This is a genomic window from Micromonospora sp. NPDC023888, assembly GCF_040639415.1.
Lineage (GTDB): Bacteria > Actinomycetota > Actinomycetes > Mycobacteriales > Micromonosporaceae > Micromonospora.
The window spans coordinates 11,956-33,799 of the sequence record NZ_JBEZZW010000032.1 but is presented as its reverse complement, the minus strand read 5'-3'; the positions used below and the strand labels follow the sequence as shown (position 1 = coordinate 33,799).

At 70.3% G+C, this 21,844-nt stretch carries 16 protein-coding genes; 11 read left to right on the top strand and 5 right to left on the bottom strand.

The annotated features are described in order from the left end of the window. Positions 1-429 precede the first annotated feature (429 nt). Together AB0F61_RS25160 and AB0F61_RS25155 are read left to right on the top strand one after the other, a co-directional pair. On the top strand, positions 430-5,535 hold the full coding sequence (locus tag AB0F61_RS25160) for a phospholipase A2 (protein ID WP_357814019.1): 5,106 nt from the start codon (positions 430-432) through the stop codon (positions 5,533-5,535). 254 nt (positions 5,536-5,789) lie between these two features. Further along, positions 5,790-7,616 (top strand): alpha-galactosidase, encoded by a 1,827-nt coding sequence (locus tag AB0F61_RS25155; RefSeq protein WP_357814017.1) that lies wholly within the window; start codon positions 5,790-5,792, stop codon positions 7,614-7,616. Between the two features lie 3 nt (positions 7,617-7,619). Here AB0F61_RS25155 and AB0F61_RS25150 read toward each other — a convergent pair whose 3' ends face one another. Continuing rightward, positions 7,620-8,492 carry a DUF4231 domain-containing protein gene (locus tag AB0F61_RS25150; RefSeq protein ID WP_357814014.1) on the bottom strand — a complete coding sequence of 291 codons (873 nt, stop codon included), beginning with the start codon at positions 8,490-8,492 and terminating at the stop codon, positions 7,620-7,622. Positions 8,493-8,656: 164 nt separating this feature from the next. Between AB0F61_RS25150 and AB0F61_RS25145 the strand changes: the two genes are divergently transcribed. Then, positions 8,657-10,843 carry an FUSC family protein gene (locus tag AB0F61_RS25145; protein ID WP_357814011.1) on the top strand — a complete coding sequence of 729 codons (2,187 nt, stop codon included), beginning with the start codon at positions 8,657-8,659 and terminating at the stop codon, positions 10,841-10,843. Here AB0F61_RS25145 and AB0F61_RS25140 read toward each other — a convergent pair. Continuing rightward, complete coding sequence (locus tag AB0F61_RS25140) at positions 10,831-11,205, bottom strand: hypothetical protein (RefSeq protein ID WP_357814010.1); 375 nt, start codon at positions 11,203-11,205, stop codon at positions 10,831-10,833. The genes AB0F61_RS25145 and AB0F61_RS25140 overlap by 13 nt on opposite strands. On the opposite strand from AB0F61_RS25140, the gene AB0F61_RS25135 reads away from it, so the two are divergent. Next, positions 11,204-12,241 (top strand): aminotransferase class V-fold PLP-dependent enzyme, encoded by a 1,038-nt coding sequence (locus tag AB0F61_RS25135; RefSeq protein ID WP_357814007.1) that lies wholly within the window; start codon positions 11,204-11,206, stop codon positions 12,239-12,241. The two genes, AB0F61_RS25140 and AB0F61_RS25135, sit on opposite strands and share 2 nt — an antisense overlap. 6 nt (positions 12,242-12,247) lie before the next feature. On the opposite strand, the gene AB0F61_RS25130 is transcribed toward AB0F61_RS25135, so the two are convergent. Continuing rightward, the gene (locus AB0F61_RS25130) at positions 12,248-13,420 is read right to left on the bottom strand and encodes an acyl-CoA dehydrogenase family protein (protein ID WP_357814004.1); all 1,173 of its coding nucleotides are present in this window, start codon (positions 13,418-13,420) and stop codon (positions 12,248-12,250) included. Between the two features lie 99 nt (positions 13,421-13,519). Here AB0F61_RS25130 and AB0F61_RS25125 point away from each other — a divergent pair, with 99 nt between their 5' ends. The 3 genes from AB0F61_RS25125 (at position 13,520) to AB0F61_RS25115 (ending at position 16,821) form a co-directional block, all read left to right on the top strand. After that, complete coding sequence (locus tag AB0F61_RS25125; protein ID WP_357814001.1) at positions 13,520-14,176, top strand: TetR/AcrR family transcriptional regulator C-terminal domain-containing protein; 657 nt, start codon at positions 13,520-13,522, stop codon at positions 14,174-14,176. An 81-nt stretch (positions 14,177-14,257) separates the two neighbouring features. Next, positions 14,258-15,712 (top strand): aldehyde dehydrogenase family protein, encoded by a 1,455-nt coding sequence (locus AB0F61_RS25120; protein ID WP_357813999.1) that lies wholly within the window; start codon positions 14,258-14,260, stop codon positions 15,710-15,712. Beyond that, positions 15,709-16,821 carry a zinc-binding dehydrogenase gene (locus AB0F61_RS25115; protein WP_357813996.1) on the top strand — a complete coding sequence of 371 codons (1,113 nt, stop codon included), beginning with the start codon at positions 15,709-15,711 and terminating at the stop codon, positions 16,819-16,821. Before AB0F61_RS25120 ends, AB0F61_RS25115 begins: the two co-directional genes overlap by 4 nt. Positions 16,822-16,860: 39 nt before the next feature. Here AB0F61_RS25115 and AB0F61_RS25110 read toward each other — a convergent pair whose 3' ends face one another. Both AB0F61_RS25110 and AB0F61_RS25105 read right to left on the bottom strand, forming a co-directional pair. Then, positions 16,861-17,607 (bottom strand): aminoglycoside phosphotransferase family protein, encoded by a 747-nt coding sequence (locus AB0F61_RS25110; RefSeq protein ID WP_357813993.1) that lies wholly within the window; start codon positions 17,605-17,607, stop codon positions 16,861-16,863. A 127-nt stretch (positions 17,608-17,734) separates the two neighbouring features. Then, positions 17,735-18,022: a hypothetical protein gene (locus AB0F61_RS25105; RefSeq protein ID WP_357813990.1), complete on the bottom strand. Its 288-nt coding sequence runs from the start codon at positions 18,020-18,022 to the stop codon at positions 17,735-17,737. Between the two features lie 141 nt (positions 18,023-18,163). On the opposite strand from AB0F61_RS25105, the gene AB0F61_RS25100 reads away from it, so the two are divergent. The 4 genes from AB0F61_RS25100 to AB0F61_RS25085 all read left to right on the top strand — a co-directional run bounded on the left by AB0F61_RS25100 (position 18,164) and on the right by AB0F61_RS25085 (position 21,835). Further along, a complete protein-coding gene (locus AB0F61_RS25100) occupies positions 18,164-18,529 on the top strand; it encodes a PadR family transcriptional regulator (RefSeq protein WP_357813987.1) in 366 nt (121 codons plus the stop codon). Further along, positions 18,526-19,902 carry a permease prefix domain 1-containing protein gene (locus AB0F61_RS25095; protein WP_357813984.1) on the top strand — a complete coding sequence of 459 codons (1,377 nt, stop codon included), beginning with the start codon at positions 18,526-18,528 and terminating at the stop codon, positions 19,900-19,902. Before AB0F61_RS25100 ends, AB0F61_RS25095 begins: the two co-directional genes overlap by 4 nt. A 108-nt stretch (positions 19,903-20,010) precedes the next feature. Then, positions 20,011-20,574 (top strand): TetR/AcrR family transcriptional regulator, encoded by a 564-nt coding sequence (locus tag AB0F61_RS25090; protein ID WP_357813981.1) that lies wholly within the window; start codon positions 20,011-20,013, stop codon positions 20,572-20,574. Then, complete coding sequence (locus AB0F61_RS25085; RefSeq protein ID WP_357813978.1) at positions 20,567-21,835, top strand: FAD-dependent monooxygenase; 1,269 nt, start codon at positions 20,567-20,569, stop codon at positions 21,833-21,835. Before AB0F61_RS25090 ends, AB0F61_RS25085 begins: the two co-directional genes overlap by 8 nt. The last annotated feature ends 9 nt before the right edge of the window (positions 21,836-21,844 follow it).

Genomic DNA, 21,844 nt, shown 5'->3' with positions numbered 1-21,844 from the left:
CCATCTGCACAATGAATTGTCATTGGGAGCGCTATGACCTGAGCGCCCTCGTACGCCGGGTTTCGCCGGCCGGGATCTGTCGACTGTGGGGCCGAAGAGGCAAGTAGTCGATGCACATAAACCCGGGCGCGTTGCCCCGGGTGGCCGGAAAGGCGCCTCATTACGGGGCAGCCGCGATGGGCATTGGCAGTTACGATGACCACCGGGAAGATCATCGTCCTCGATGGACAGGTCTTTCCCCGTTCTTCTTGCGCCAAGCCGTTTCTCACTCCACGGGCGGCGGCCTGACTGTCATGCCCTGATCGAGGAGACCTGATGCCGATCGTCGCGTCCGGACGTAGTTCTCAAGCCTGGCGCCGTCGGTCAGCTGGTCGTCCCCGCGGTTGGATGCGCGGTGGCCTGGGGCGAGGGCTGTCTGCCGCTTCCTTGGTGGCAAGTCTCGCGCTGGTGCTCACGGTGGCGGTGCCGGCGCGGGCCGTTCCGTCCGTCGCGCCGATGTCGGCAGCCGCGGCCAACGCGATGTGGACTGCCTACGGCAATTCCGGAGGTCGCCACTGGACCGGTGGTGACCGAACTGTTTCCGTGGCACTGCCCGACGGGCGGGTGGCTTGGCTCTTCTCGGACACGTACCTTGGCACTGTCAACGCGGATGGCTCCCGACCGCCGAGCGCAATGGTCCACAACGCCCTGGTCGTCCAGGACGAAAGCGGGCTCGTCGAAACCCGGTACGGCGGTACGCCGACCGAGCCGAAATCGTTCATGTGTGACGACAGCGTGGGGCTCGGCTGCTGGGTGGCCGACGCCATCGTCGACGGCTCCACGGTGCGAGTCCTGGTGAACAACTACGAGTCGGTCGGCCCGGGTGCGCTGGACGTCCGGCCCACCGGCACCGCGCTTGTCACGTTGTCCCTTCCTGCGCTGTCCGTGCAGGGGGTCCAACAATTGCCGCTGGGTTCGTCGACAACCTGGGGGCAGGAGCTCGTCAATGAGGGCGGGTTCACCTATATCTACGGATCAGAGCACGCGCAGGACATGAAGTTCGTGCACCTGGCCAGGGTGCCCGAGGGGGGCCTGGCCGGGCAGTGGCAGTTCTGGACGGGCTCGGGATGGTCCAGTCGAGAGAGCGATTCGACGCGGATTGCCAGCGGCGTCGGCACGGCCTTCGCCGTACACAAGGTCGATGGTCGTTATCTCCTGGTCACGGTGGAGGGTCACCTGCCCTTCAATTCCGCAGTGGTCGCCTACACCGCGAGCGCCCTGACCGGGCCATTCGGGGGGCCGATCGAGTTGGCCCGCGCCCCCGAGGCCAATGACAGTCGGCCGATCATGGTCTATGACGCTGATGTGCACCAGGAAATGGCGCGCGACGGCAAGCTGCTGATTTCTTACAACGTGAATAGCCTGGACGTCCAGGACAATCTGCGCGATTCATCAATCTATCGTCCACGCTTCATCGAAGTGGACTGGCCGCGTCCTCAGCCGGATCCGTCCCAACTACCGTCGGCGCCTGGCAATCTGGCCGCGGTCGCGAACCAGGAAGGCGGCATCCGTCTCTCCTGGACCGCTCCACCGGGATCCAACCTCAAGTACTGGGTCTACCAGAAGGACACGACAGTCGGTCAGATGCAGTGGGTGCGTCTGCCGCAGTCGACGACCCAGTCCTCGATTGATCTGGCAGGGCTGCGCAATCAGCACCAGTACCAGTACCAGGTCAGGGCGGAGAACGCGGTTGGCGAAGGCTCCGCGTCGGCTGTGGCCTCGGCGACGGTCTCGGTGCCACCGCCCGCTGTGCCAGGCAACCTGACCGCGACCGCCGGCACGGCTGGCGACGTGGCTCTGAGCTGGGGTGCCGTCGACCTGGCCTGGTACTACGAGGTGGAAAAGCGCAACGTCACGGCCGGCGACGCGGAATTCTCCCCGGTCGTCCACCCGAACGGGTCGAAGACCAACCTCACCGTCGAGCATCTGGTCAACGGTCACGTGTACGAGTTCCGCGTCCGGGCGGTGGGCGGTGCGGGGTCAGGTGCGCCGTCGAGCGTGGTCCGGGCGACCGCGGTCTACGCCGCGCCGGGTGCGCCGTCCGGCCTGACCGCGGTGGCCCAGGGCGATGGCGCGATCAAGCTGTCGTGGACGGCCTCGGCGGGTCAGGTCTGGTACAGGGTGTATCAGCGGGACGTCACCGCTGCGGAGGCGCAGTTCACCGCGTGGCCGTTGCCGGTCGCCGAGGGCACGACCGCGCTGGCCCAGTACCTCGATCAGGGCCACGAGTACGAGTTCAAGGTCGTCGCCACCAACCTCGGTGGAGAGTCACCCCCGTCGAACGTGGCGCGCGCCACGTCCAGCTATGCCACGCCAAACGCGCCGTCCGGCCTGACCGCAGTGGCCCAGGGCGATGGCGCGATCAAGCTGTCGTGGACGGCCTCGGCGGGCCAGGTCTGGTACAGGGTGTATCAGCGGGACGTCACGGCCGCGGAGGCGCAGTTCACCGCGTGGCCGTTGCCGGTCGCCGAGGGCACCACCGCCGTAGCCCAGTACCTGACCCACGGGCACGAGTACGAGTTCAAGGTGAGCGCCACCAACCAGGCGGGCGAGTCTCCGGCGTCGGGCCTGGCCCGCGCGACGTCGTCCTACCCGGTGCCGGCGGCCCCGAGTGGCCTGAGCGCCACGGCGCAGTCCGACGGAACGATCAAACTGGCGTGGACGCCTCCCGCCGGTTCGGTGTGGCACGAGATCTACCAGCGGGACGTCACTGCCGGAGAGCAGGAGTTCACTGCCTGGCCCTACCCGGTCACCGAGGGCAGCAGTGCCACGGCCGATTACCTGGCCCACGGGCATGAGTACGAGTTCAAGGTGGTGGCCACCAACTACGCCGGCAAATCCACTGCCTCGAACACCGTCCGCGCCACCGCGACCTTCAAGCTGCCGCAGGGGCCGTCCGGGTTGACCGCGACAGCTGGCGACGCCCAGGCAACCCTCAATTGGACCGCTGGGGAGCCGAACGTCTGGCACAAGGTGTACCAGCGAGACGTGACGGCAGGGGAGACGACGTTCACCGCGTGGCCCTATCCGGTCACCACGGGCACCAGCGCGACAGCCACGCTCCTGGTCAACGGGCACGAGTACGAGTTCAAGGTGGTTGCGACGAACCAGGCCGGCGAGGGCCCGGCCAGCAACACCGTCCGGGTCACCCCCGTGCCGGCGAAGCCGACAATTACCAACAACCTCACCGCCACCGCGCGGGCCGACGGCACGATCGGGCTCAGCTGGCAGGCGCCGGGCCCGAACGTGTGGTTCGTGGTTTACCAGCGGGACGTGACCGCCGGAGAGTCCACCTTCAGCAAGTGGCCGCTGCCGGTCGCCGAGGGCACCAGCGCGGTCGCCCAGTACCTGGTGAACGGGCATGTGTACGAGTTCAAGGTGGCCGCAACAAATGCTGCCGGTGAAGGCCCGTCCAGTGCCGCTGCTCGGGCCACTGCCAGGGTCGCGCCGCCAGCGGCGCCGACCAACCTGCGCGGCTCCACCGCTGGCGACGGCAAGATCGGACTGACCTGGGACGCGCCGGCGGCGGGGGCCTACTCCGCGATCTACTGGCGTGACGTCACCGCTGGTCAGACCACCTTCACGAGGGTGGAGTACCTGACCGCCGAGACATCGATCATCATGGAGTATCTCCAGCACGCCCATGTGTACGAGTACAAGGTGGCCGGGCTCACCGCCGGAGGTGAGGGTCCGGCTTCGACATCGATACAGGTCACGGCGCGGTACAGCGTACCCGCGCCGCCGACCAACCTGACCGCCACGGCCGGCAACGGTCGGGCCACCCTGGCCTGGACGGCCAGTCCGACGGCGAATGTGCAGTACGTCGTGTTCTACCGCGACGCCACGAGCGGTCAGTCATGGCAGCGGCTCCCGTACCCCACCTCCGCGACGTCGCAGGCGATGGAGTACCTGACCAATGGACATACGTACCAGTTCCGGGTGACGGCCTCCAACGCTGGCGTGGAGAGCGCACCCACCGCTACGGCGTCCGCGAAGCCCATGCCGCCCGCGCCACAGCCTCCGTCCGGGCTGACGGCTACCGCCGGAGACGGCAAGGTCAGCCTCAGGTGGACGTCCAGCGCCACGGCCAACGTGTGGTACTGGATCGAAATGCGCGACGTCAGCGCGGGGCAGGCCTGGACCAGGCTGAAGGACCCGGTCGACGCGACAGCCATGCCCATCAACTATCTGAACAACGGACACACCTACGAGTTCCGGGTACGGTCCAACAACCTCACCGGAGACAGCTCTCCCTCCAACGTGGTCACGGCCAAGCCGATGCCGCCGGTGCCGCAGTCGCCAACCAGTCTGGAGGCCGTGGCCGGCGACGGAAAGGTCACGCTGTACTGGGGGGCCAGTAATACCGCAAACGTCTGGTACCTGGTCGAGTACCGGCCGGCTGGGGGTGCCTGGCAGCGGCTGCCGTACCCGGTGACCACCTGCTGCACGTTCACCCAGACGCTGTTGACCAACGGCACCACGTACGAGTTCCGTGTCCGGGCCACCAATCTGGCCGGGGAGTCCGGATCCACCAACGTCGCCTCCGCTCGGCCGATGCCGCCGTTCCCGTCGAACGCGTCGGGCCTCACCGCCACCGCCGGTGACGCCAAGGTCAACCTGAAGTGGACCGCGAGCGCGACGAGTGGTGCGCAGTACTACATCGAGTTCCGCTCCAATGGTGGCGGTTGGCAGCGACTGCCGTACTCGGCCGGATGTTGCTCCTTTACGCTGAACCTGCTCACGAACGGCGCGACGTACGACTTCAGGGTGCTGGCGACGAATGTGACAGGCACCGCGTCGGGCAGCAACGTCGCCTCCGCCAGGCCCATGGCGCCGCTACCGAACGCACCAACGAACCTTTCGGTCAATGCGTGGGTAACCGATGGTGGCATGTATAGCTGGGTCGGGTTGTCCTGGAGCAGGGTGTCGAACACTCCCGTCTGGTATGAGGTCCACTATCGCAACCTGACGGCGGCGGGTGCGTGGACGAAGCTCTACTCGGGAACGGATCTGTTCCACAACACCATTCGGCTGAAGGGTGGCGACCGATACGACCTCCGGGTGGTAGCGCTGAACTTCACCGGCCAGACGTCGAGTGCGGTGGTGGGGGTCGTACCCAAGCGGCACAAGCCCGATCAGTACAACTACTTCACCCAGGCAGACACCGGATCCTACGGCGAGTTCCACCGGGCAAACGCGAATCCAGGTCCGGAGATGCCATACGGTTTCGACTGGGAAGATAACGGCTGCAGCAAGCCAAAGTGGCTCCCGGATACGAAGTATGGTGACGCTTTCTTCTATGAAGCTTGCCAGCGCCATGACTTCGGGTACCGAAACCACTCCACGTGGGGCAACAAGGAGAACATTGATAATACATTCCACTTTGATATGAACTATCTCTGTGGTCAGCGTGCGCCGTTGGATCGATCAAAGTGTGAATCCGACGCATCGACCTATTATTATGGGGTTGCTGCTTTCGGGTGGGTTGCCTGGTAGAGGGTTCCGAGGTCAGCTGTAAATATTGATGAATGAGCGGCCCCGCCAGCGCAGGTATGGCCGCCTGAGAAACGCGGGGCTCGGATCGACCCGAGCCCCGCGTTCGAGCGATCGGCAGAGCCGACGCGGTCGCGCCCATGCGCAAGGATGGCTTTGTGTGTCGTGTTCGGCGCTTGACAGGTGATGTGTGAGCGCTAACATCGATAATCACCGCTACCTGCCGAACCCTGGTCGGCGCTCCCGTTGGAGGTCCGATGACGCTCGTCCTCGCGCGTTCCACCGCACGGCGGATGGCCGGGCTCACGGCTCTGGTCGTGCTGCTCGCCGTCGGCCTCACCGTCATCTCCCCGAAACCGGCCGCGGCGTGGGACAACGGCACGGCGGACACCCCGCCGATGGGGTGGAACAGCTACGACTCGTTCAACTGGAGCGTCACCGAGGCGGACGTCCGGGCCAACGCCGACTACATGCGCGACAACCTGCGCCAGCACGGCTGGCAGTACGTCGTCATCGACTGGGCCTGGTACTACCCGGGCCAACACAACAACAGCCCCAACCAGGACGCCAACCTCAACCCCCGGCTGCGGATGGACGCCAACGGGCGGTTGCTGCCGGACACCACGCGGTTTCCCTCGGCGGCGGGCGGCAACGGGTTCAAGCCCCTCGCCGACTACGTGCACGCCCAGGGGCTGAAGTTCGGCGTCCACCTGATGCGCGGCATCCCGCGGCAGGCGGTCGCCGACAACGTGCCGATCATCGGCACCAACTGCCGAGCCAATCAGATCAACAACAGCACCACCGCGAACTGGCTCAACCTGATGTGGGGCCTGAACATGTCCAACGCCTGCGCGCAGGCGTACCTCGACTCGGTCTTCCAGCTCCTGGCCGGCTGGGGCGTCGACTACGTGAAGGTGGACGACATCGCCGCCCCGACCTACCGGCAGAGCGAGGTCGAGGGTTACCGCACGGCGATCCAGCACAGCGGTCGGCCGATGGTGCTGAGCCTCTCGCCCGGCGCGACACCGCTGGCCAGCGGCGCGCACGTGCGGGACAACGCGCACATGTGGCGCATCGTCAACGACCTGTGGGACAACTGGTCGTCGCTCGACGCGCTCTTCGACCAGTTGCGCAACTGGACGCCGTACCGGACGACGGGCGCCTGGCCGGACCCGGACATGATCCCGATCGGGCGGCTGTCGAAGTTCGGCCCGGTCGGTGCACCCCGCTACTCCGCGCTCACCGCCGACGAGCAGCGCACGCTCATGACCCTGTGGGCGATCAACCGGGCACCGCTGATGTGGGGCGGCAACCTGGTCGAGAACCGCGCCGCCGAGCTGGCGTTGATGACGAACGCCGCGGTGCTCGCTGTCGACCAGACCAGCGCCAACAACCGCCAGCTCGTCGGCGGCACCCGGCAGGTGTGGACCGCCGAGGTTCCCGGCACCGACCACCGGTACGTGGCACTGTTCAACCGCGAGAGCGCCACCGCCAACGTCTCGGTGAACCTGGCCGACCTGGGCATCGGCTCGGCCACCGTCACCGACCTGTGGTCCGGCACCAGCCTCGGCACCGCCACCGGCACGCTCACCCGCTCCCTTCCCGCCCACGGCAGCGGGCTCTACCGGGTGGCGCCGCTGACCACCACCCCCACGCCGACCACCTACACGGTGGCCGCGCGGCACAGCGGCAAGCTTCTCGACGTCTTCAACGCGTCCACCTCCGACGGCGCCAACGTGGTGCAGTGGGGCGCGAACGGGCAGGCCAACCAGCGGTGGCGGTTCTCCGACGCCGGTGGCGGCTACTCCACCGTGACGAGCGTCAGCAGCGGCAGGTGTCTCGACGTGTACGGCGGCGCGAGTGCCACCGCCGACGGCGTCCGCGTGATCCAGTGGACCTGCAACGGCGGCACGAACCAGCAGTGGCGCGTCGAGGACCTCGGCACCGGCTACGTCAGGCTCGTCGCCCGCCACAGCGGGAAGTGCCTCGACGTGTCGAACGCCGCCACGGCGGACGGTGCCCAGGCCGTGCAGTGGACCTGCGGCACCGGCACCAGCCAACAGTGGCGACGCACCGCCGTGTAGCGCTCAGTGGCGGCGTGCCCGCCACATCGTGTGCTCCCTCGATATCGCCGTCTCGGTGTCGTCGACGAACTGTGACAGTTCGGCTTCCGAGTGGATCCGGGCAGCCAGCGACCCCATGGCGGCGAGTTCCTGGCTGGCCAGGGCGTAGGCGGTCGCCACCGCCGCGTGTTGCCTCATCTGCGTCCACGCCGCGCCGGCCGCGACCGCTGCCGCGGCTATCCCCAGCAGGTCGACATCGATGAGCCCGGCGGCCTTCGACGTCGCCAGGGTCACTCCCACGATCTCCAGCACGAGCATGCCGGCCGACCAGCGGGACGCGCGTGCCCGATTCGACAGTGATCGCTTGGCGTACCAGGCCCGCTGGCCCTCCAGGCGGCCGGTCAGGTACGCGGCCCGGCGGTCCGCGAGCGAGCCGGCGCGTAGCGACAGCATTCCGTCCGTGATCTGCTGGCCGGTCACGGCGGGGGCTGCCAGCCCGGCGGCGGACAGGTCCCCGGTCAGGCCCAACAGCCGATTGGTGAATTCCTCGACACACTGCGAGTCACTTCGCGACCGCGGAAACGGATGCGCGGCGGTGGCGAACCGCCACGTCAGGGACTTGACGGACTCCGAGAGGGCCCTGCCGACATACCACCGCTCGTTGGGCCGATTGGTGAGCAGGAAAACCTCGACGACCGAGGTGGCGGCGAAAGCGCCCGCGGCGAGCGCCGGACCCAGGACGACGTCGTCGAGCTTCCAGGTGGCGACTCCCGCGACCGCGGCCAGCAGCAGCAGGGACAGCCGCAGCGCCATCAGGGTCGCGAACAGTCGCTGCCCACGCTGTGACTCGGAGGAGACGGCCCGCTGGAACGGCGGAAGATCCTCGGCGTTCAGCATGGCGTTGACCTCCGGAGAAGACCCTCACTAGACAGTAGAGGGTGGCGTCTATGTCCGGTCGACCCTCGCGGCGGTGATTCGGCGCGAAACCCGCCGCCGCGGGCGGACTCCGCGCGAGAATGGTTGGTCGGGAAGGGATGCTGCGACGAACCGGGGGAGCAGGCGTGCCCGCAACCAGCATCCTCGGCCGGCTCCGCCGCCGTGACCCGGGAGATGCCGTCCTGCGGCGAGCGGCACGGCTGACACTCGTCGCGTCCGTCGTCTTCTACGGCTGCCGGTACGGCGCGGGCAGCACGGTGCTCGCCACCTACGGCCTGTTCGGCACCATCGCCGCCGGGTCGTTCGCGCAGTTGCCCGGTCCGGCGCCGCAACGGGCGCGGATCCTCGTCACGTCACTTCCGGCGGTCTGGGCGCTGATCGCCGCCGGCTCGTTGCTGGCGTGGAGCACCTGGTCGGCCGCCGGCGGGATGTTGGTCATCGGGTTCGTCGTGGCGTTCGCCGGGGTCGGCAACCCGCGGCTGGTGGGGTTGGCCAGCGCGTTCCAACTCTTCTACATCCTGGCGTCCTTCCCGCCGTACCAGCCCGGCACCCTGCCGCAGCGGCTCGGCGGCGTCACGCTCGCCATCGTGCTGCTCGCCGCGGCGGAGGTGCTCCTCTGGCCCGATCCGGTACCGGTCTCCTACCGGCAGCGCCTCACCGCCGCGGCGGACGGTGTCGCGGCGTTCCTCGACGTCGCCGCCGGAAGGTTGTCCGGCCCGCACACCGGCCCGGGTGGTCAGGACCCGCGGCGCGAGCGCGCGTACGACCTGGTGGCCGCCATCGAACTGCGCCGCAACCCCCCGGAGTGGGCGCCGAGCGCGGCGGGCGCCCAGGACCGGGCGTTGCGGATCTGCGCGTCCGCGCTGCGCGAGGCGCTCGCCGAGGCGGACCGGTTGACGGCGGACGCGCCGCCCGAGCCGATCGGAGACCCGACGGCGGCGCCTCTGCTGCGCTCGTGCGCGGACACGATCCGCGCCGCCGGCCGGACCCTGACACCGGGTGCCCCGCCGGTGCGTCTCGACGACCTGGACACCGCGATCGGACGAGCCGAGACGGCGTACGTCGCCGGAGAGGGCGACGGCCACGACCCGCCGGACGTGGCCCGGTTGTGCCGGGACGCGACGGCGCTGGCCCTCGCCGACCAGACCCGGGTCTTCGCCACCGGCGTCCGGGTGGCCACCGGGTCGCGGCCCGACGGCGAGGACGCCCACGCAGGGCTCTTCGGGTACGCCCGGCACAGCTCGTGGCGGCTGTACTGGTGGCAGTTCCGCTCCCACCTGGCACCCCGCTCGTCCCACCTGCACAGCTCCCTGCGGGTGGCAGTGGCGCTCGCCATCGCCCGGGTCGCCGCCGGGGTGCTGCACACGACCCACGGCTTCTGGGTGCTGCTGGCCACCCTCACCGTCCTGCGTACCTCGGCCGCCGACACCCGCACCGCCCTGCGGCCGGCCGTGCTGGGCACGGTCGCCGGTGCCGTCGTCAGCGGCGGGCTGATGCTCGTCGTCGACAAGCCGATCGTGTACGCCGTCGTCCTGCCGGTGACCCTGCTGCTTGCCTTCGGCGTCGGTCGCCTGCTCGGTCCGGTGTGGCAGCAGGCGCTGTTCACCGTGCTGCTGACTGTCGTCTTCGCCCAGCTCAGCCCCGAAGGGTGGCGGCTCGCCGAGACCCGCCTCGTCGACGTGCTGCTCGGCGCGGTGATCGGCGTGCTCGCCGGTGTGGCGATGTGGCCGCGCGGCGCCAGCCACGATCTGCGGCACAACGCGACAGGCTATCTGAGGGCCAGCGCGGACGCCGTCGAGCAGACCGTGCTGGCGATCCTCGGCGGCGCTCCGCCTCCCGACCGTGCCCTCGACCGGGTCCGGCGGCGGATGATCCTGGTCGACTCGTCGTACTGCCAGTACCACTCGGAGCGGCACCATCCGCACCGACAGCAGGTGAACTGGGACGCCGTCCTGAGCGCCGGGCACCACGTGGTCCCCGGCGCGGAGTCGCTGCTGCGCCGCAACCCGCCCGGCTGCCTCGCCGGCTGGCCGGCGGCAGCCGACCTGCTGCGGGACTCTGCCGCGCGACTGCGCTCGGCGTACGACGACGTCGCTCGCGAGGTGGCCCACGGCCGGCCGGCTGGTCCGAGGCCGCTACGGAGTGACTGTGCCGCCGGACTGGACCGGATTCGTCCGCTGCTTGGCGAGGCCGGCCCACAGTCGGTGCGCCACCTGGTGGAGGTCGACCGGTGGCTGTCCGGGCTCGCCGACAGTGTTGCCCGGATCCACCCGCCCGTCGGTAGCGAGCCGGCCGGCATTCAACCTCGGTAGCCGCGTCCACCCGGCTGGGATTCCCGCCGCTCGTCGACGATCAGCGTGCCGAAGACCGTCACCGGCGCGACCGAACTGCCGACGATCAGCACGAATCCGAGTACGGCAAGCACCCACGCCCGCCCCACGGCGGGTTGCCTTCTGGCGCGCAGCCACAGCCACGCCGCAACGGGGTAGACGATCAGCGCCGGCGCCCCGAGCGCGAGGCTGGGAGCGAGGTCTGAGCCTCCGACGGTGCCGGCCAGCACGAACAATGCTGCGGACGGCAAGTGCTCGGCCAGGACTTCGTCCGGATCTGACAGGCCGCCGGTTGCGGATTGGTCGTGCCCGTTCGACGCCGCCTCGCCTAGCGTCGAGGACATGGAGATCGAGCAGGCGCAGAAGCTGTGGCAGCCTGAGCCCGGCTGGTTGAACACCGCCTCCTACGGGTTGCCGCCCGAGCCGGCGTGGACGGCACTCCAGGACGCCCTGGGCGCGTGGCGGGTCGGCCGCACGTCGTGGGAGGGCTGGGGTGAGGCGGTGCACCGGTCCCGTACCGCGTTCGCCGACCTGATCGGGGTGCCGGCCGGTGACGTCGCGGTCGGCGCGGCCGTGTCGCAGATCCTCGCGCCGGTCGCGGCGGCCCTGCCGGCCGGGACGACAGTGGTGGTCCCCGAGGTCGAGTTCACCTCGAACCTGTTTCCGTGGCTGGTGCAGGAGGAGCGTGGCGTCAAGGTCCGTACGGTGCCGCTGGCCGCCCTGGTCGACGCGATCGACGCCGGCACCGACGTGGTCGCGTTCAGCCTGGTGCAGTCGGCCGACGGGGCGGTGGCGGCGTACGACGAGATCGTGACCGCGGCCCGCGCGCACGGCGCGTTGGTGGTGGTGGACGCGACGCAGGCGTGCGGCTGGCTGCCGTTCGACGGGAGCCGGGCCGACGTGGTGGCCGTCGGTGGCTACAAGTGGCTGATGAACCCGCGCGGCACCGCGTACGCCTATCTGGCCCCGGCGCTGCGCGACCGGCTGCGCCCCGACGCCGCCGGCTGGTACGCGGGCCGCGACCCGCACGCCTCCTACTACGGCCCGCCGCTGCGGCTGGCCGACGACGCCCGCCGGTTCGACATCTCACCGGCCTGGTTCAGCTGGGTCGGCGCGGCACCGGCGCTGGAGGTGGTCGCCGAGATCGGCGTGCCGGCGATCCGGGCGCACGACGTGGCCCTGGCCAACCGGTTCCTGGCCGGGCTGGGCCGGCCGCCGGGGGAGAGCGCCATCGTCAGCGTGGACGTGCCGGACGCCGAGCGGCGCCTCGCGGCGGCCGGCATCCGGGCTGCGGTCCGCGCCGGACGGGTCCGCGCCTCCTTCCACATCTACTCCACGGAGGACGACGTGGACGCGGCGCTTGAGGCGTTGACGGGATGACTCCGCTCAGGCGAGGTGACCACCGATCCTGGTGTAGCCGCGCAGCAGGTCCCGCGAGATGATCAGCCGCTGCATCTCGTCGGTGCCCTCGAAGATCCGGTAGAGCCGGACCTGCCGGTACCACCGCTCGATGGGCAGCTCCCGGGTGTAGCCCATGCCGCCGTGGATCTGGAGCACCCGATCGACCACCCGGTTGACCATGCCGGCGCCGTAGAGCTTGCCCATCGACGACGCGTGCCGGGGATCCAGGCCCTGATCGACGGTCCACGCCGAGCGCAGCACCAGCCAGCGGGCCGCCTCCAACTCGGTCTCCGAGTCGGCGATCATCCACTGGATCGCCTGGTTGGTGCCGATCTTCGTGCCGAACGTCTCCCGGGTGTTGGCGTAGTCGATGGCCATCTGCAAGACCCGCTCGGCGATGCCGATGGCGTGGGACGGAATGGTGTAGCGGCCCTTGCCGATCCACTCCATGCCGAGCGTGAAGCCCTGCCCGATCTCGCCGAGGATGTTGCGGTGCGGCACCCGGACGCCGTCGAAGATGAGCGACGCCGGCCCGCCCTCGCCCATGGTCTGGATGAACTCCGAGCGCCAGCCCATCGAACGGTCCACCAGGAAGGCGGTGGCCCCGCCGTTGCGGGCGCCCTTCTCCCGGTCGGTCACCGCGACCACGATGGCGAAGTCCGCGTCGTGGCCGCCGGTGATGAAGGTCTTCTCGCCGTCCAGGACCCAGTCGTCGCCGTCACGGCGCGCGGAGAGCCTGATGTTCGCGGCGTCCGAACCGGCCCCCGGCTCGGTGATCGCGAAGCAGGAGCGCCGCTCGCCCTCGATGGTCGGGATGAGGAACTCCCGCTTCTGCTCCTCGGTGGCGTGGAACAGGATGTTGTCGGCCTCGCCGCCGAAGCGGAACGGCACGAACGTGCGGCCCAGCTCCGTCCAGATCAACGACTGGAGGACGGCCGGCAGGTTCATCCCGCCGTACTCCTCGGGGGTGGCCAGGCCCCAGAAGCCGAACTTGCGGGCCTTGAGTTGCAGCTCGCGCACCTCGGAGTGGTCCAGGCCCGGCTGGTGCGCCCGCTCCCGGCGGAGCACCTCGGCTTCCAGGGGCATCACCTCGCGGCTGATGAACGACCGGACGGTGTCCCGCACCGCCCGCTCCTCGTCGGTAAGCGAAAAGTCCACGGTGGTCCTCCTGGCGTCGGAGCTGCCGGTCACCCTTAAACTAGCGGTGCAAGTTTTGTCGCGTCCAGACCCCCACCCCCGAGACCCGCGAGGAGCGCAGTGCCCCGACCCCGCCAGCCCCGGCTCACCCGGCTGCTGATCGTCGAGACAGCCACCGCGCTCATCGACGCCGAGGGCCTGCCCGCCTTCTCCACCCGCCGCCTCGCCGCCGAGTTGGGCGTCCGCGGGCCGTCGCTCTACAACCACTTCGCCACCAAGGACGAGATCCTCGACGCGGTCGCCGATACGGTCACCGGCGCCGTCGACACCAGCGGTTTCGCCAGCCGGGACTGGGCCGCCGCGCTGCGCGACTGGGCCTGGTCGTACCGGCGGGCGCTCACCGCGCACCCGAACATCGTGCCGTACCTGGCGCAGGGGCCGGGCCGCCGACCGGCCGCGCTGGCCATGGCCGACGCGGTCTACGGCGGGCTGGTACGCGCCGGCTGGCCGCCCGCGCGCGCCACCCACATCGGCGCCGCCCTGCGCTACTTCGTGGCCGGGTCGGCGCTCGGCTCGTTCGCCCGCGGCTTCGTCGAGGATCCGGAGCTGTACGCCGCGCACTACCCGCACCTGCGGCAGGCGCACCGGCTCGCCGAGCACCAGCAGAGCGTGGACGAGGGCGCCTTCGCCCTGGGCCTGGACGCGTTGCTGCACGGTCTGGCCGCCGAGTACGCCCGCACCGTCGACCCGGTGGAGTCCGCCCGGCCGAGCGGGTAGCGTCCAAACTCCCAGCGCTAGTTTCATCGCCCGTCGCGACCCCGTCGCCATCGCCCGTCGACCACCCCCCGAAGGGACGCCATGGACCTCGCCGCCCCGCCGTCGCCGCTGCCCGACACCCTGCGCCTCCGGCGCCACCTGCACATCGGCGGCGAGTGGACCTCTCCCGCCGGCACCGACGTGCTCGACGTGGAGAACCCGAGCACCGGCGAGTCGATCGGGCAGGTGCCCGCCGGCACGGCAGCCGACGTGGATCGCGCCGTCGCCGCGGCCCGCGCCGCCTTTCCCGGCTGGGCGGCCACCGCCCCCGGCGCGCGTGCCGCCCACCTCGACCGGTTGCACGCCGCGCTCGCCGCCCGCGCCGACGACCTCACCCGCACCATCGCCGTGGAGCTGGGCTCGCCGCTCAGGTTCGCCACCCGCGTACAGGTCGGGCTGCCGTTGACAGTGCTGCGCGACCACGTCGCGCTCGCCGCCCGACCACCCGTCGAGGAGAGCATCGGCAACTCGCTCGTCGTCCGGGAGCCGGTCGGCGTGGTCGGCGCGATCACCCCGTGGAACTACCCGCTGCACCAGGTGCTGGCGAAGCTGGCCCCCGCGCTGGCCGCCGGCTGCACTGTGGTGCTCAAGCCCAGTGAGTTGACCCCGTTGACCGCGTACCTGCTGTTCGACGCGGTCACCGAGGCCGGGTTGCCGCCGGGGGTGCTCAACCTGGTCCCCGGCACCGGGCCGGTGGTCGGCGAGGCCCTGGCCCGGCACCCCGACGTCGACCTGGTCTCGTTCACCGGCTCCACCGCCACCGGTGCGCGGATCATGCGGGTCGCCGCCGACCGGATCGCCCGGGTCGCGTTGGAGCTGGGCGGCAAGTCCGCGAACGTGATCCTCCCCGACGCCGACCTGGCCGCCGCGGTCAAGGTGGGCGTCGGCAACGCCCTGCTCAACTCCGGGCAGACCTGCACCGCGTGGACCCGGATGCTCGTGCACCGCGACCGGTACGCCGAAGCACTCGACCTGGTCGCCACGGCGGTGGCCGGCTACCGGCTCGGCGATCCGTTCGACCCGGCCACGCGGCTCGGCCCGCTGGTCTCCGCCGCCCAGGCCGAGCGGGTGCGCGGCCACATCGACCGGGCCCTCGCCGACGGCGCCCGGCTGGTCGCCGGGGGCCCGGACGCTCCGGTGCCGGCCCAGGGGCACTTCGTCGCCCCGACCGTCTTCGCCGACGTGCACCCCGACAGCGCGCTCGCCCAGGAGGAGGTCTTCGGTCCCGTCCTCGCCGTGCTCCCGTTCGACGACACCGACGAGGCGGTCGCCATCGCCAACAACTCGCGCTACGGGCTGGCCGGCGCGGTCTGGTCCGCCGACACCGACGCCGCGCTCGCGGTGGCCCGACGGCTGCGCACCGGCGCCGTCGACATCAACGGTGCCCCGTTCAATCCGCTCGCCCCGTTCGGCGGCTACAAGCAGTCCGGCCTGGGCCGGGAGCTGGGCGTGCACGGCCTCGCCGAGTTCTGCGAGCTGAAGGCGATCCAGCGATGAGCGCCCCCGAGCGGTCCCCGGCCGAGCCGGTCACCGTCCGCGCGCTTGTCGCGCGCGCGGCCGGTGCCGAGCTGCGCGTCGAGCGGGTACGCCTGCCCGCGCCCGGCCCCGGCGAGGTGCGCGTGACGATCCGCGCCGCCGGCGTCTGCCACTCCGACCTGTCCATGGTGAACGGCACCATCGCCGCGAGGTTCCCGCTGGTGCTCGGGCACGAGGCGACCGGCGTGATCGCCGAGGTCGGGCCGGGCTGCGTCCTGCCGGTCGGCACCCCGGTGGTGCTCAACTGGGCGCCGGCCTGTCGGGCCTGCTGGTGGTGCCGCAACGACGAGCCGTGGCTCTGCGCCGACACCACCGCCCCGACGGTGCCGCGCGGCGAGACCGACGACGGCCTCCCGCTGCACCTGACGCTCGGCCTCGGCGCGCTCGCCGAGGCGGTGGTGGTGCCCGAGAACGCCGTCATCCCGATCCCCTCCGGTCTGCCCCCGGAGCGGGCCGCGCTGCTCGGCTGTGCGGTGCTCACCGGTGTCGGCACGGTCCACAACACGGCCCGGGTGGCGCCCGGCGAGTCGGTTGCGGTGATCGGGCTCGGCGGTGTCGGGCTCGCCGTGCTCACCGCCGCCAGCCGGGCCGGCGCCACGACGATCCTCGCGGTCGACGTCGCCGAGGCCAAACGGGACCTGGCGCTCGCCGCGGGGGCGACCGACTTCCTGCTCTCCGACGACCGGCTCTCCAAGGAGGTGCGGGCGCGCACCGAGGGCCGGGGCGTCGACCACGCCTTCGAGTGCGTCGGCCGCGCCACCACCATCCGCGCTGCCTGGCGGCTGACCCGGCGCGGGGGAGTGGTGACAGTGGTCGGCATGGGTGCCAAGGACGACATGGTCAGCCTCGGCGCGCTCGACATCTTCCACTCCGCCCGTACCCTGCGCTCCTCGGTGTACGGCTCGTCCGACCCGGACCGGGAGGTGCCCGTGCTGGCTGCCGAGCTGGCAGATGGTGCGCTGGACCTGCGCGCGCTGGTCAGTGGCACGGTCGCGCTGGACGACGCGCCCACGGCGTTCGCCCGGCTGGCGCGGGGCGAGGGCGCCCGCTGGGTGGTCACCCTGGACTGAGTCGAGTGGGCCTGCCGTGGCCGCTCGCCCCGACGCTCGTCACATCCGCGCCCGCAGCACGTCGACCTCGCAGCCTGGCGAGGAGGGGTCGAAGCCGTGCTCGACCAGCCACCGGATCGCCAGCAGGCTGCGCAGCGACCACCACGCCCGGATCACGTCGAGGTCGACGTCGGTGCCGTAGCCGGTCACGACGTCGCCGAGGTGCTCCTCGTGCCCGAGCGTCAACGTGGCGAGGTCGAACAGGGCATCGCCCCGGCACGCCTCGGACCAGTCGAGCACGCCGGTGATCTCGTCACCGTCGGCGAACACGTGGGCGATCTGCAGGTCGCCGTGCGTGAACACCGGTGTCCACGGCCGGAGCGCGGCCTCGGCAATCTGACGGTTGCGGGTGACCAGGTCGGCGGGGAGGACGCCGTTCGTGACGAGCCACTCGCACTCGCCGTCGAGCTGTGCGGCCAGCTCGTCGATGCTCCGGCCGGGCCAGGGCGGCAGCGGCGCGTCGTGCAGCGTCCGTACTGCGGCACCCGCCGCGGCCCAGGCTGTCGCCGACGCGGTCGACGGCTCACCGAGGCGGCCGAGCGCCCTTCCGGGCAGGGCGGCGAGCGCGAGGACGGGCGGCTTGCGCCAGAGGACCTCGGGAGTCGGGACCGGCGCCATCGCCATCGCCTCGACCTCGACGTCGGTACGCGCCGGGTCGGCATCGATCTTCAGGAACACGTCGCCGACGCGCACTGTCGCGCGTTCGCGGTGGGCGACGACGACGTCGATCTCCTGCACGCCGGCCATTATCGCGACACGACAACCGACATCCCACCGGGTTTTCCGGGACGGGTGGCGTGCCGGGACAGGTGCCCCGGGCTGACTCCGGACGGGTCAACCCCGGGCGCCCGGGCGACGGAAGCCGTGCGACTGGTCAGAAGGGTGGCGCGTCCTCGCCCATCAGCGCCAGCACGACGCCTCCCTTGCCACTCTTGAGGCCCTGGACGACGACCTTGCCGGTGCTGCCGTCGGGCAACTCCAGGGTGAACGTCTTTCCGATCGCGTTCTTGGGGCCGTTGCCGGCGCTGTTGGCAGGTCGGAAGTCGCCTGCCCAGGGCGGAGTTCCACCCTTGCGGGCCGGCTCGGCGAAGAGCGCGGCGGTGCCGGGAGTCCTGGTGCCGTCTGCGGAGAGGAGCACTGAGGCGCTGCGATAGGTAGCCATATGCGCCAAGGCTAACCCGGAGCGGGCCCGTTCGGGGCACCACGGCTGCCCGTGCCGGCGATTTGGTCTCCAACCGGTTGCGTGCCGGTTGATACCTAGCAGTACTATGCATCGTACTTCTAGGGTTGAGTGGGAGGCTTCATGAAGGTCGCCAAGGATCTGGTCGCCGCCTCGGCGACACCGATGGTGCTCGGCATCCTGGCCGAGGGCGAGAGCTACGGCTACGCCATCCTCCGGCGGATCAACGAGCTGTCCGGAGGCGAGCTGGACTGGACCGAGGGGCTGCTGTATCCGCTGTTGCACCGGCTCGAGCGTCTCGCCTATCTGGAGTCGAGCTGGCAGGTGGTCCCCGGTGAGCGCAGGCGCAAGTACTACCGCATCACCGACCGGGGTCTGGCTGAGCTGGCCGAGCAGCGCCGGCAGTGGGACACCGTCGTGGGTGCGCTCAAGGAGATCTGGCACGACCGTGCGCCACTGACGGCGCACCCGCTGGAGGGCCTCGCATGACGACACCCGACGGGCCGGAGGAACTGGAAGCGCAGTTCGCGCAGTGGCGCCAGTACGTGCTGCGCCGCAGCGAACTTCAGGCGGTCGACGCCGACGAGCTGGAGGATCACCTTCGCGGCTCCGTCGACGAGCTCATCGCCGCGGGTCTGAGCCCGGACGAGGCGTTCCTGGTCGCGGTGAAACGGATGGGCAGCCTCGACGACCTCTCCCGCGAGTTCGCCAGGGAACATTCGGAACGGTTGTGGAAGCAGTTGGTGTTGACCGGCGACTCCGGCGGTCCGGCCGCCGGCACGCGCTCCCGCCGGGACCTGTGGGTCATGCTCGGTTGCGCGGCTGGTGCGGTGGTGTCCGTCAAGGCGCCCGCGCTGTTCGGGCTGAGCTTCGACGACGACGGCTCGTTCTACGCGCGCAACGCCACGCTGTTCGCGCTGCCCTGGCTGGCGGCGTTCCTGGCCTGGCGCCGGCAGGCCCGACCGGTGGTGGTCGCGGTGCTGGTGGCGCTGTTCGCCCTCGGCGCCGGGGCGGCCAACGCGTACCCGCTGGCGGACGACTCGCAGTCCGTGGTCGTCACAGGCGTCCACCTTCCCATCGCCCTGTGGCTCGTGGTCGGTCTGGCCTACGTCGCCGACGACTGGCGCTCGTCTCGTCGACGCATGGACTTCATCCGCTTCACCGGCGAGTGGTTCATCTACCTCGTGCTGATGGCCCTCGGTGGCGGTGTGCTCGCCGCGTTCCTGTTCAACACCTTCGCGGCCATCGGCATCGTCCCGGAGGCGTTCATCTCGCAGTGGCTCCTGCCCTGCGGCGCCGCGGCAGCGGTCGTCGTGGCGGGCTGGCTGGTCGAGGCCAAGCAGAGTGTCGTCGAGAACATCGCGCCGGTCCTCACCCGGCTGTTCACGCCGCTCTTCACTGCCGCCCTGCTCGCCTTCCTGGTCGCCGTGGTCTGGACCAGCCACGGCATCGACGTCGAACGCGAGGCGCTGATCCTGTTCGACCTGCTGCTGGTCGTGGTGCTGGGGCTGCTGCTCTACTCACTCTCGGCCCGTGATCCGCTGGCCCCGGCCGGCCCGTTCGACAAACTCCAACTCGCGCTCGTGGTCAGCGCGTTGGCCATCGACGTGTTGGTGCTGCTGGAGATCACCGGGCGCATCACCGACGAGTACGGCGGCACGCCCAACCGGGCGGCGGCGCTCGGTGAGAACGTGGTCCTGCTCGTCAACCTCGCGTGGTCGGCGTGGCTCCTGCTGGCCTTCATCCGCAGGCGCACGCCGTTCGCGACGCTCGAACGGTGGCAGACCGGCTACCTGCCGGTGTACGCCGCGTGGGCCTGGATCGTGGTCCTCGTCTTCCCTCCGCTGTTCAGCTACGCCTAGACGCTGGCCGGTACGGCCCGTCCGACCCACTCAACCAAGCGGTTGGTTGACAGTACGGCACAACGATGCTGAACTATCAACCAACCGCTTGGTTGGGGATGACTGAGGATGACTGAACAGCTCGACCGCCGGCAGGCGCTGGTCCGTGCGGCCTTCTCGGCGATCGCCGAGAGTGGCTTCGAGGGGTTCCGGCTGCGACCGATCGCTGCCGCGGCAGGCATCGACCACTCCACCCTGCACCACTACTTCCGGACCAAGGCCGACCTGATCGCCGCGGTGCTCGAACACGTGACAAGCCAATTCGAGGCGACAATGCACACCGACCTGGAACCCGCCGCCCGGTTGCGGCGACACCTCACCGAGATCGCCACCGCCGTCGGGCAACGGCCCGAGCTGTTCGTCGTGCTCGACGAGCTCGATCTTCGCGCTCGACGTGACGAGTCCACCGGGCTCGACATCGAGCGCGACGAGCAGGGTTGGCGCGACGCGCTGGCGGCGATCTTCACCGAAGGCATCGAGCAGCACGTCTGGTCGGTGCACCTCGACGTCGCCGCAAGCGTCGAGCTGGTGATCGCCACCGTCAAAGGCATCCGCCTGCGTCCCGACAAGGCCGAGTCGGTGGTCAACCAACTGTGCGACCTGTTCTCACCGGAAAGGGTCACCAATGATTGACGTGCTCATCGTCGGTGGTGGCATCGGCGGCCTCGCGCTCGCCCAGGGCCTGCGCAAACACGGCATCAACGCCGCCGTGTACGAGCGTGACCGGCGTCGCGACGACCGGGTGGACCGCTACCGGCTCGCGATCAACCCGGCGGGCAGCCGGTCGCTGCGTGCCTGCCTGCCCGACCGACAGTGGCAGGCGTTCACGGACACCGCGGGTCGGCCCGGCGGCGGTTTCGGCTTCCTGGGCACGGACCTGCGCACGCTTGTCCTCGTCGAGGACGCCCTCATGTACCCCGACCATCCCGACCCCGCCGAACGGGCCTACCCGGTCGACCGTCACACGCTGCGCGGTGTCCTCCTCGACGGGCTCGACGACGCCGTCCACTACGACAAGGCGTTCAAACGCTACGAGCTGGCCGCTGACGGTCGCCCCACCGCGCACTTCGCCGACGGGACGTCGGTCACCTGCGACGTCCTGGTCGGCGCCGACGGGATCAACTCCCGGGTGCGCGCGCAGTACCTGCCGACCGCCACGCAGCGAGACACCGGTGCCATGGGTGTCGGGCTCAAGTTGCCGCTGAATGACGCCACCCGAGCCTGGTTACCCGCCCGGTTGGCCGACGGCATGAACCTCATCGTGACAGGTGCGCCGCACTTCCTGTTCACCTCCGTGTTCGAACGCCAGAGGCCGGTCGGGGACGACTATCTGCTCTGCGCGTTCGTCGCCCGCAACGAGCTGTTCCCCTCGCGTCCCGAGCGCCTCGACGGCGCACAGTTGAAGGCGTACATCGCCGGGCTGATCACGGACTGGCACCCGGCGCTACGCCGGCTGGTCGACGAGTGCCCACCGGACGAGGTGAGCGCGTTTCCGTTCCAGGCGTCCGACCGTCCCGCGCCCTGGGCGCCCTCACGCGTCACAGTGCTCGGCGACGCCGTGCACGGCATGCCACCGGCCGGCGGTAACGGCGCCAACACCGCACTGCGCGACGCCGCCCTGCTCACCCGCCAGTTGTCAGTGGCCGGCACCGGCCACCTGCCGCTGCTGGACACGATCGGCGAATACGAGACCGAGATGCGCGAGTACGGATTCGAAGCCGTCGACCTGGCCCTGCGCACCCTCCACCAGGGCATGATGAGCAACCCGGTGAACGTGGGCTTGACCCGTACCTGGTTCAGTCTCTGCGACATCGCGCCACCGCTGCGCCGGATGACGTTCGGCGCGAGCTGGGCCAGGATCAGCGCTCCCCGCCACTGGGAGCGGGCCGCCTGACGAGGCTTC

What these genes read in the sequence shown, in the direction of transcription:
- AB0F61_RS25155 (WP_357814017.1), top strand. Translation starts at nt 5,790, where the DNA reads ATGACGCTCGTCCTCGCGCGTTCCACCGCACGGCGGATGGCCGGGCTC.
- AB0F61_RS25150 (WP_357814014.1), bottom strand. Translation starts at nt 8,492, where the DNA reads ATGCTGAACGCCGAGGATCTTCCGCCGTTCCAGCGGGCCGTCTCCTCC.
- AB0F61_RS25135 (WP_357814007.1), top strand. Translation starts at nt 11,204, where the DNA reads ATGGAGATCGAGCAGGCGCAGAAGCTGTGGCAGCCTGAGCCCGGCTGG.
- AB0F61_RS25140 (WP_357814010.1), bottom strand. Translation starts at nt 11,205, where the DNA reads ATGTCCTCGACGCTAGGCGAGGCGGCGTCGAACGGGCACGACCAATCC.
- AB0F61_RS25120 (WP_357813999.1), top strand. Translation starts at nt 14,258, where the DNA reads ATGGACCTCGCCGCCCCGCCGTCGCCGCTGCCCGACACCCTGCGCCTC.
- AB0F61_RS25115 (WP_357813996.1), top strand. Translation starts at nt 15,709, where the DNA reads ATGAGCGCCCCCGAGCGGTCCCCGGCCGAGCCGGTCACCGTCCGCGCG.
- AB0F61_RS25110 (WP_357813993.1), bottom strand. Translation starts at nt 17,607, where the DNA reads ATGGCCGGCGTGCAGGAGATCGACGTCGTCGTCGCCCACCGCGAACGC.
- AB0F61_RS25105 (WP_357813990.1), bottom strand. Translation starts at nt 18,022, where the DNA reads ATGGCTACCTATCGCAGCGCCTCAGTGCTCCTCTCCGCAGACGGCACC.
- AB0F61_RS25100 (WP_357813987.1), top strand. Translation starts at nt 18,164, where the DNA reads ATGAAGGTCGCCAAGGATCTGGTCGCCGCCTCGGCGACACCGATGGTG.
- AB0F61_RS25095 (WP_357813984.1), top strand. Translation starts at nt 18,526, where the DNA reads ATGACGACACCCGACGGGCCGGAGGAACTGGAAGCGCAGTTCGCGCAG.
- AB0F61_RS25090 (WP_357813981.1), top strand. Translation starts at nt 20,011, where the DNA reads ATGACTGAACAGCTCGACCGCCGGCAGGCGCTGGTCCGTGCGGCCTTC.
- AB0F61_RS25085 (WP_357813978.1), top strand. Translation starts at nt 20,567, where the DNA reads ATGATTGACGTGCTCATCGTCGGTGGTGGCATCGGCGGCCTCGCGCTC.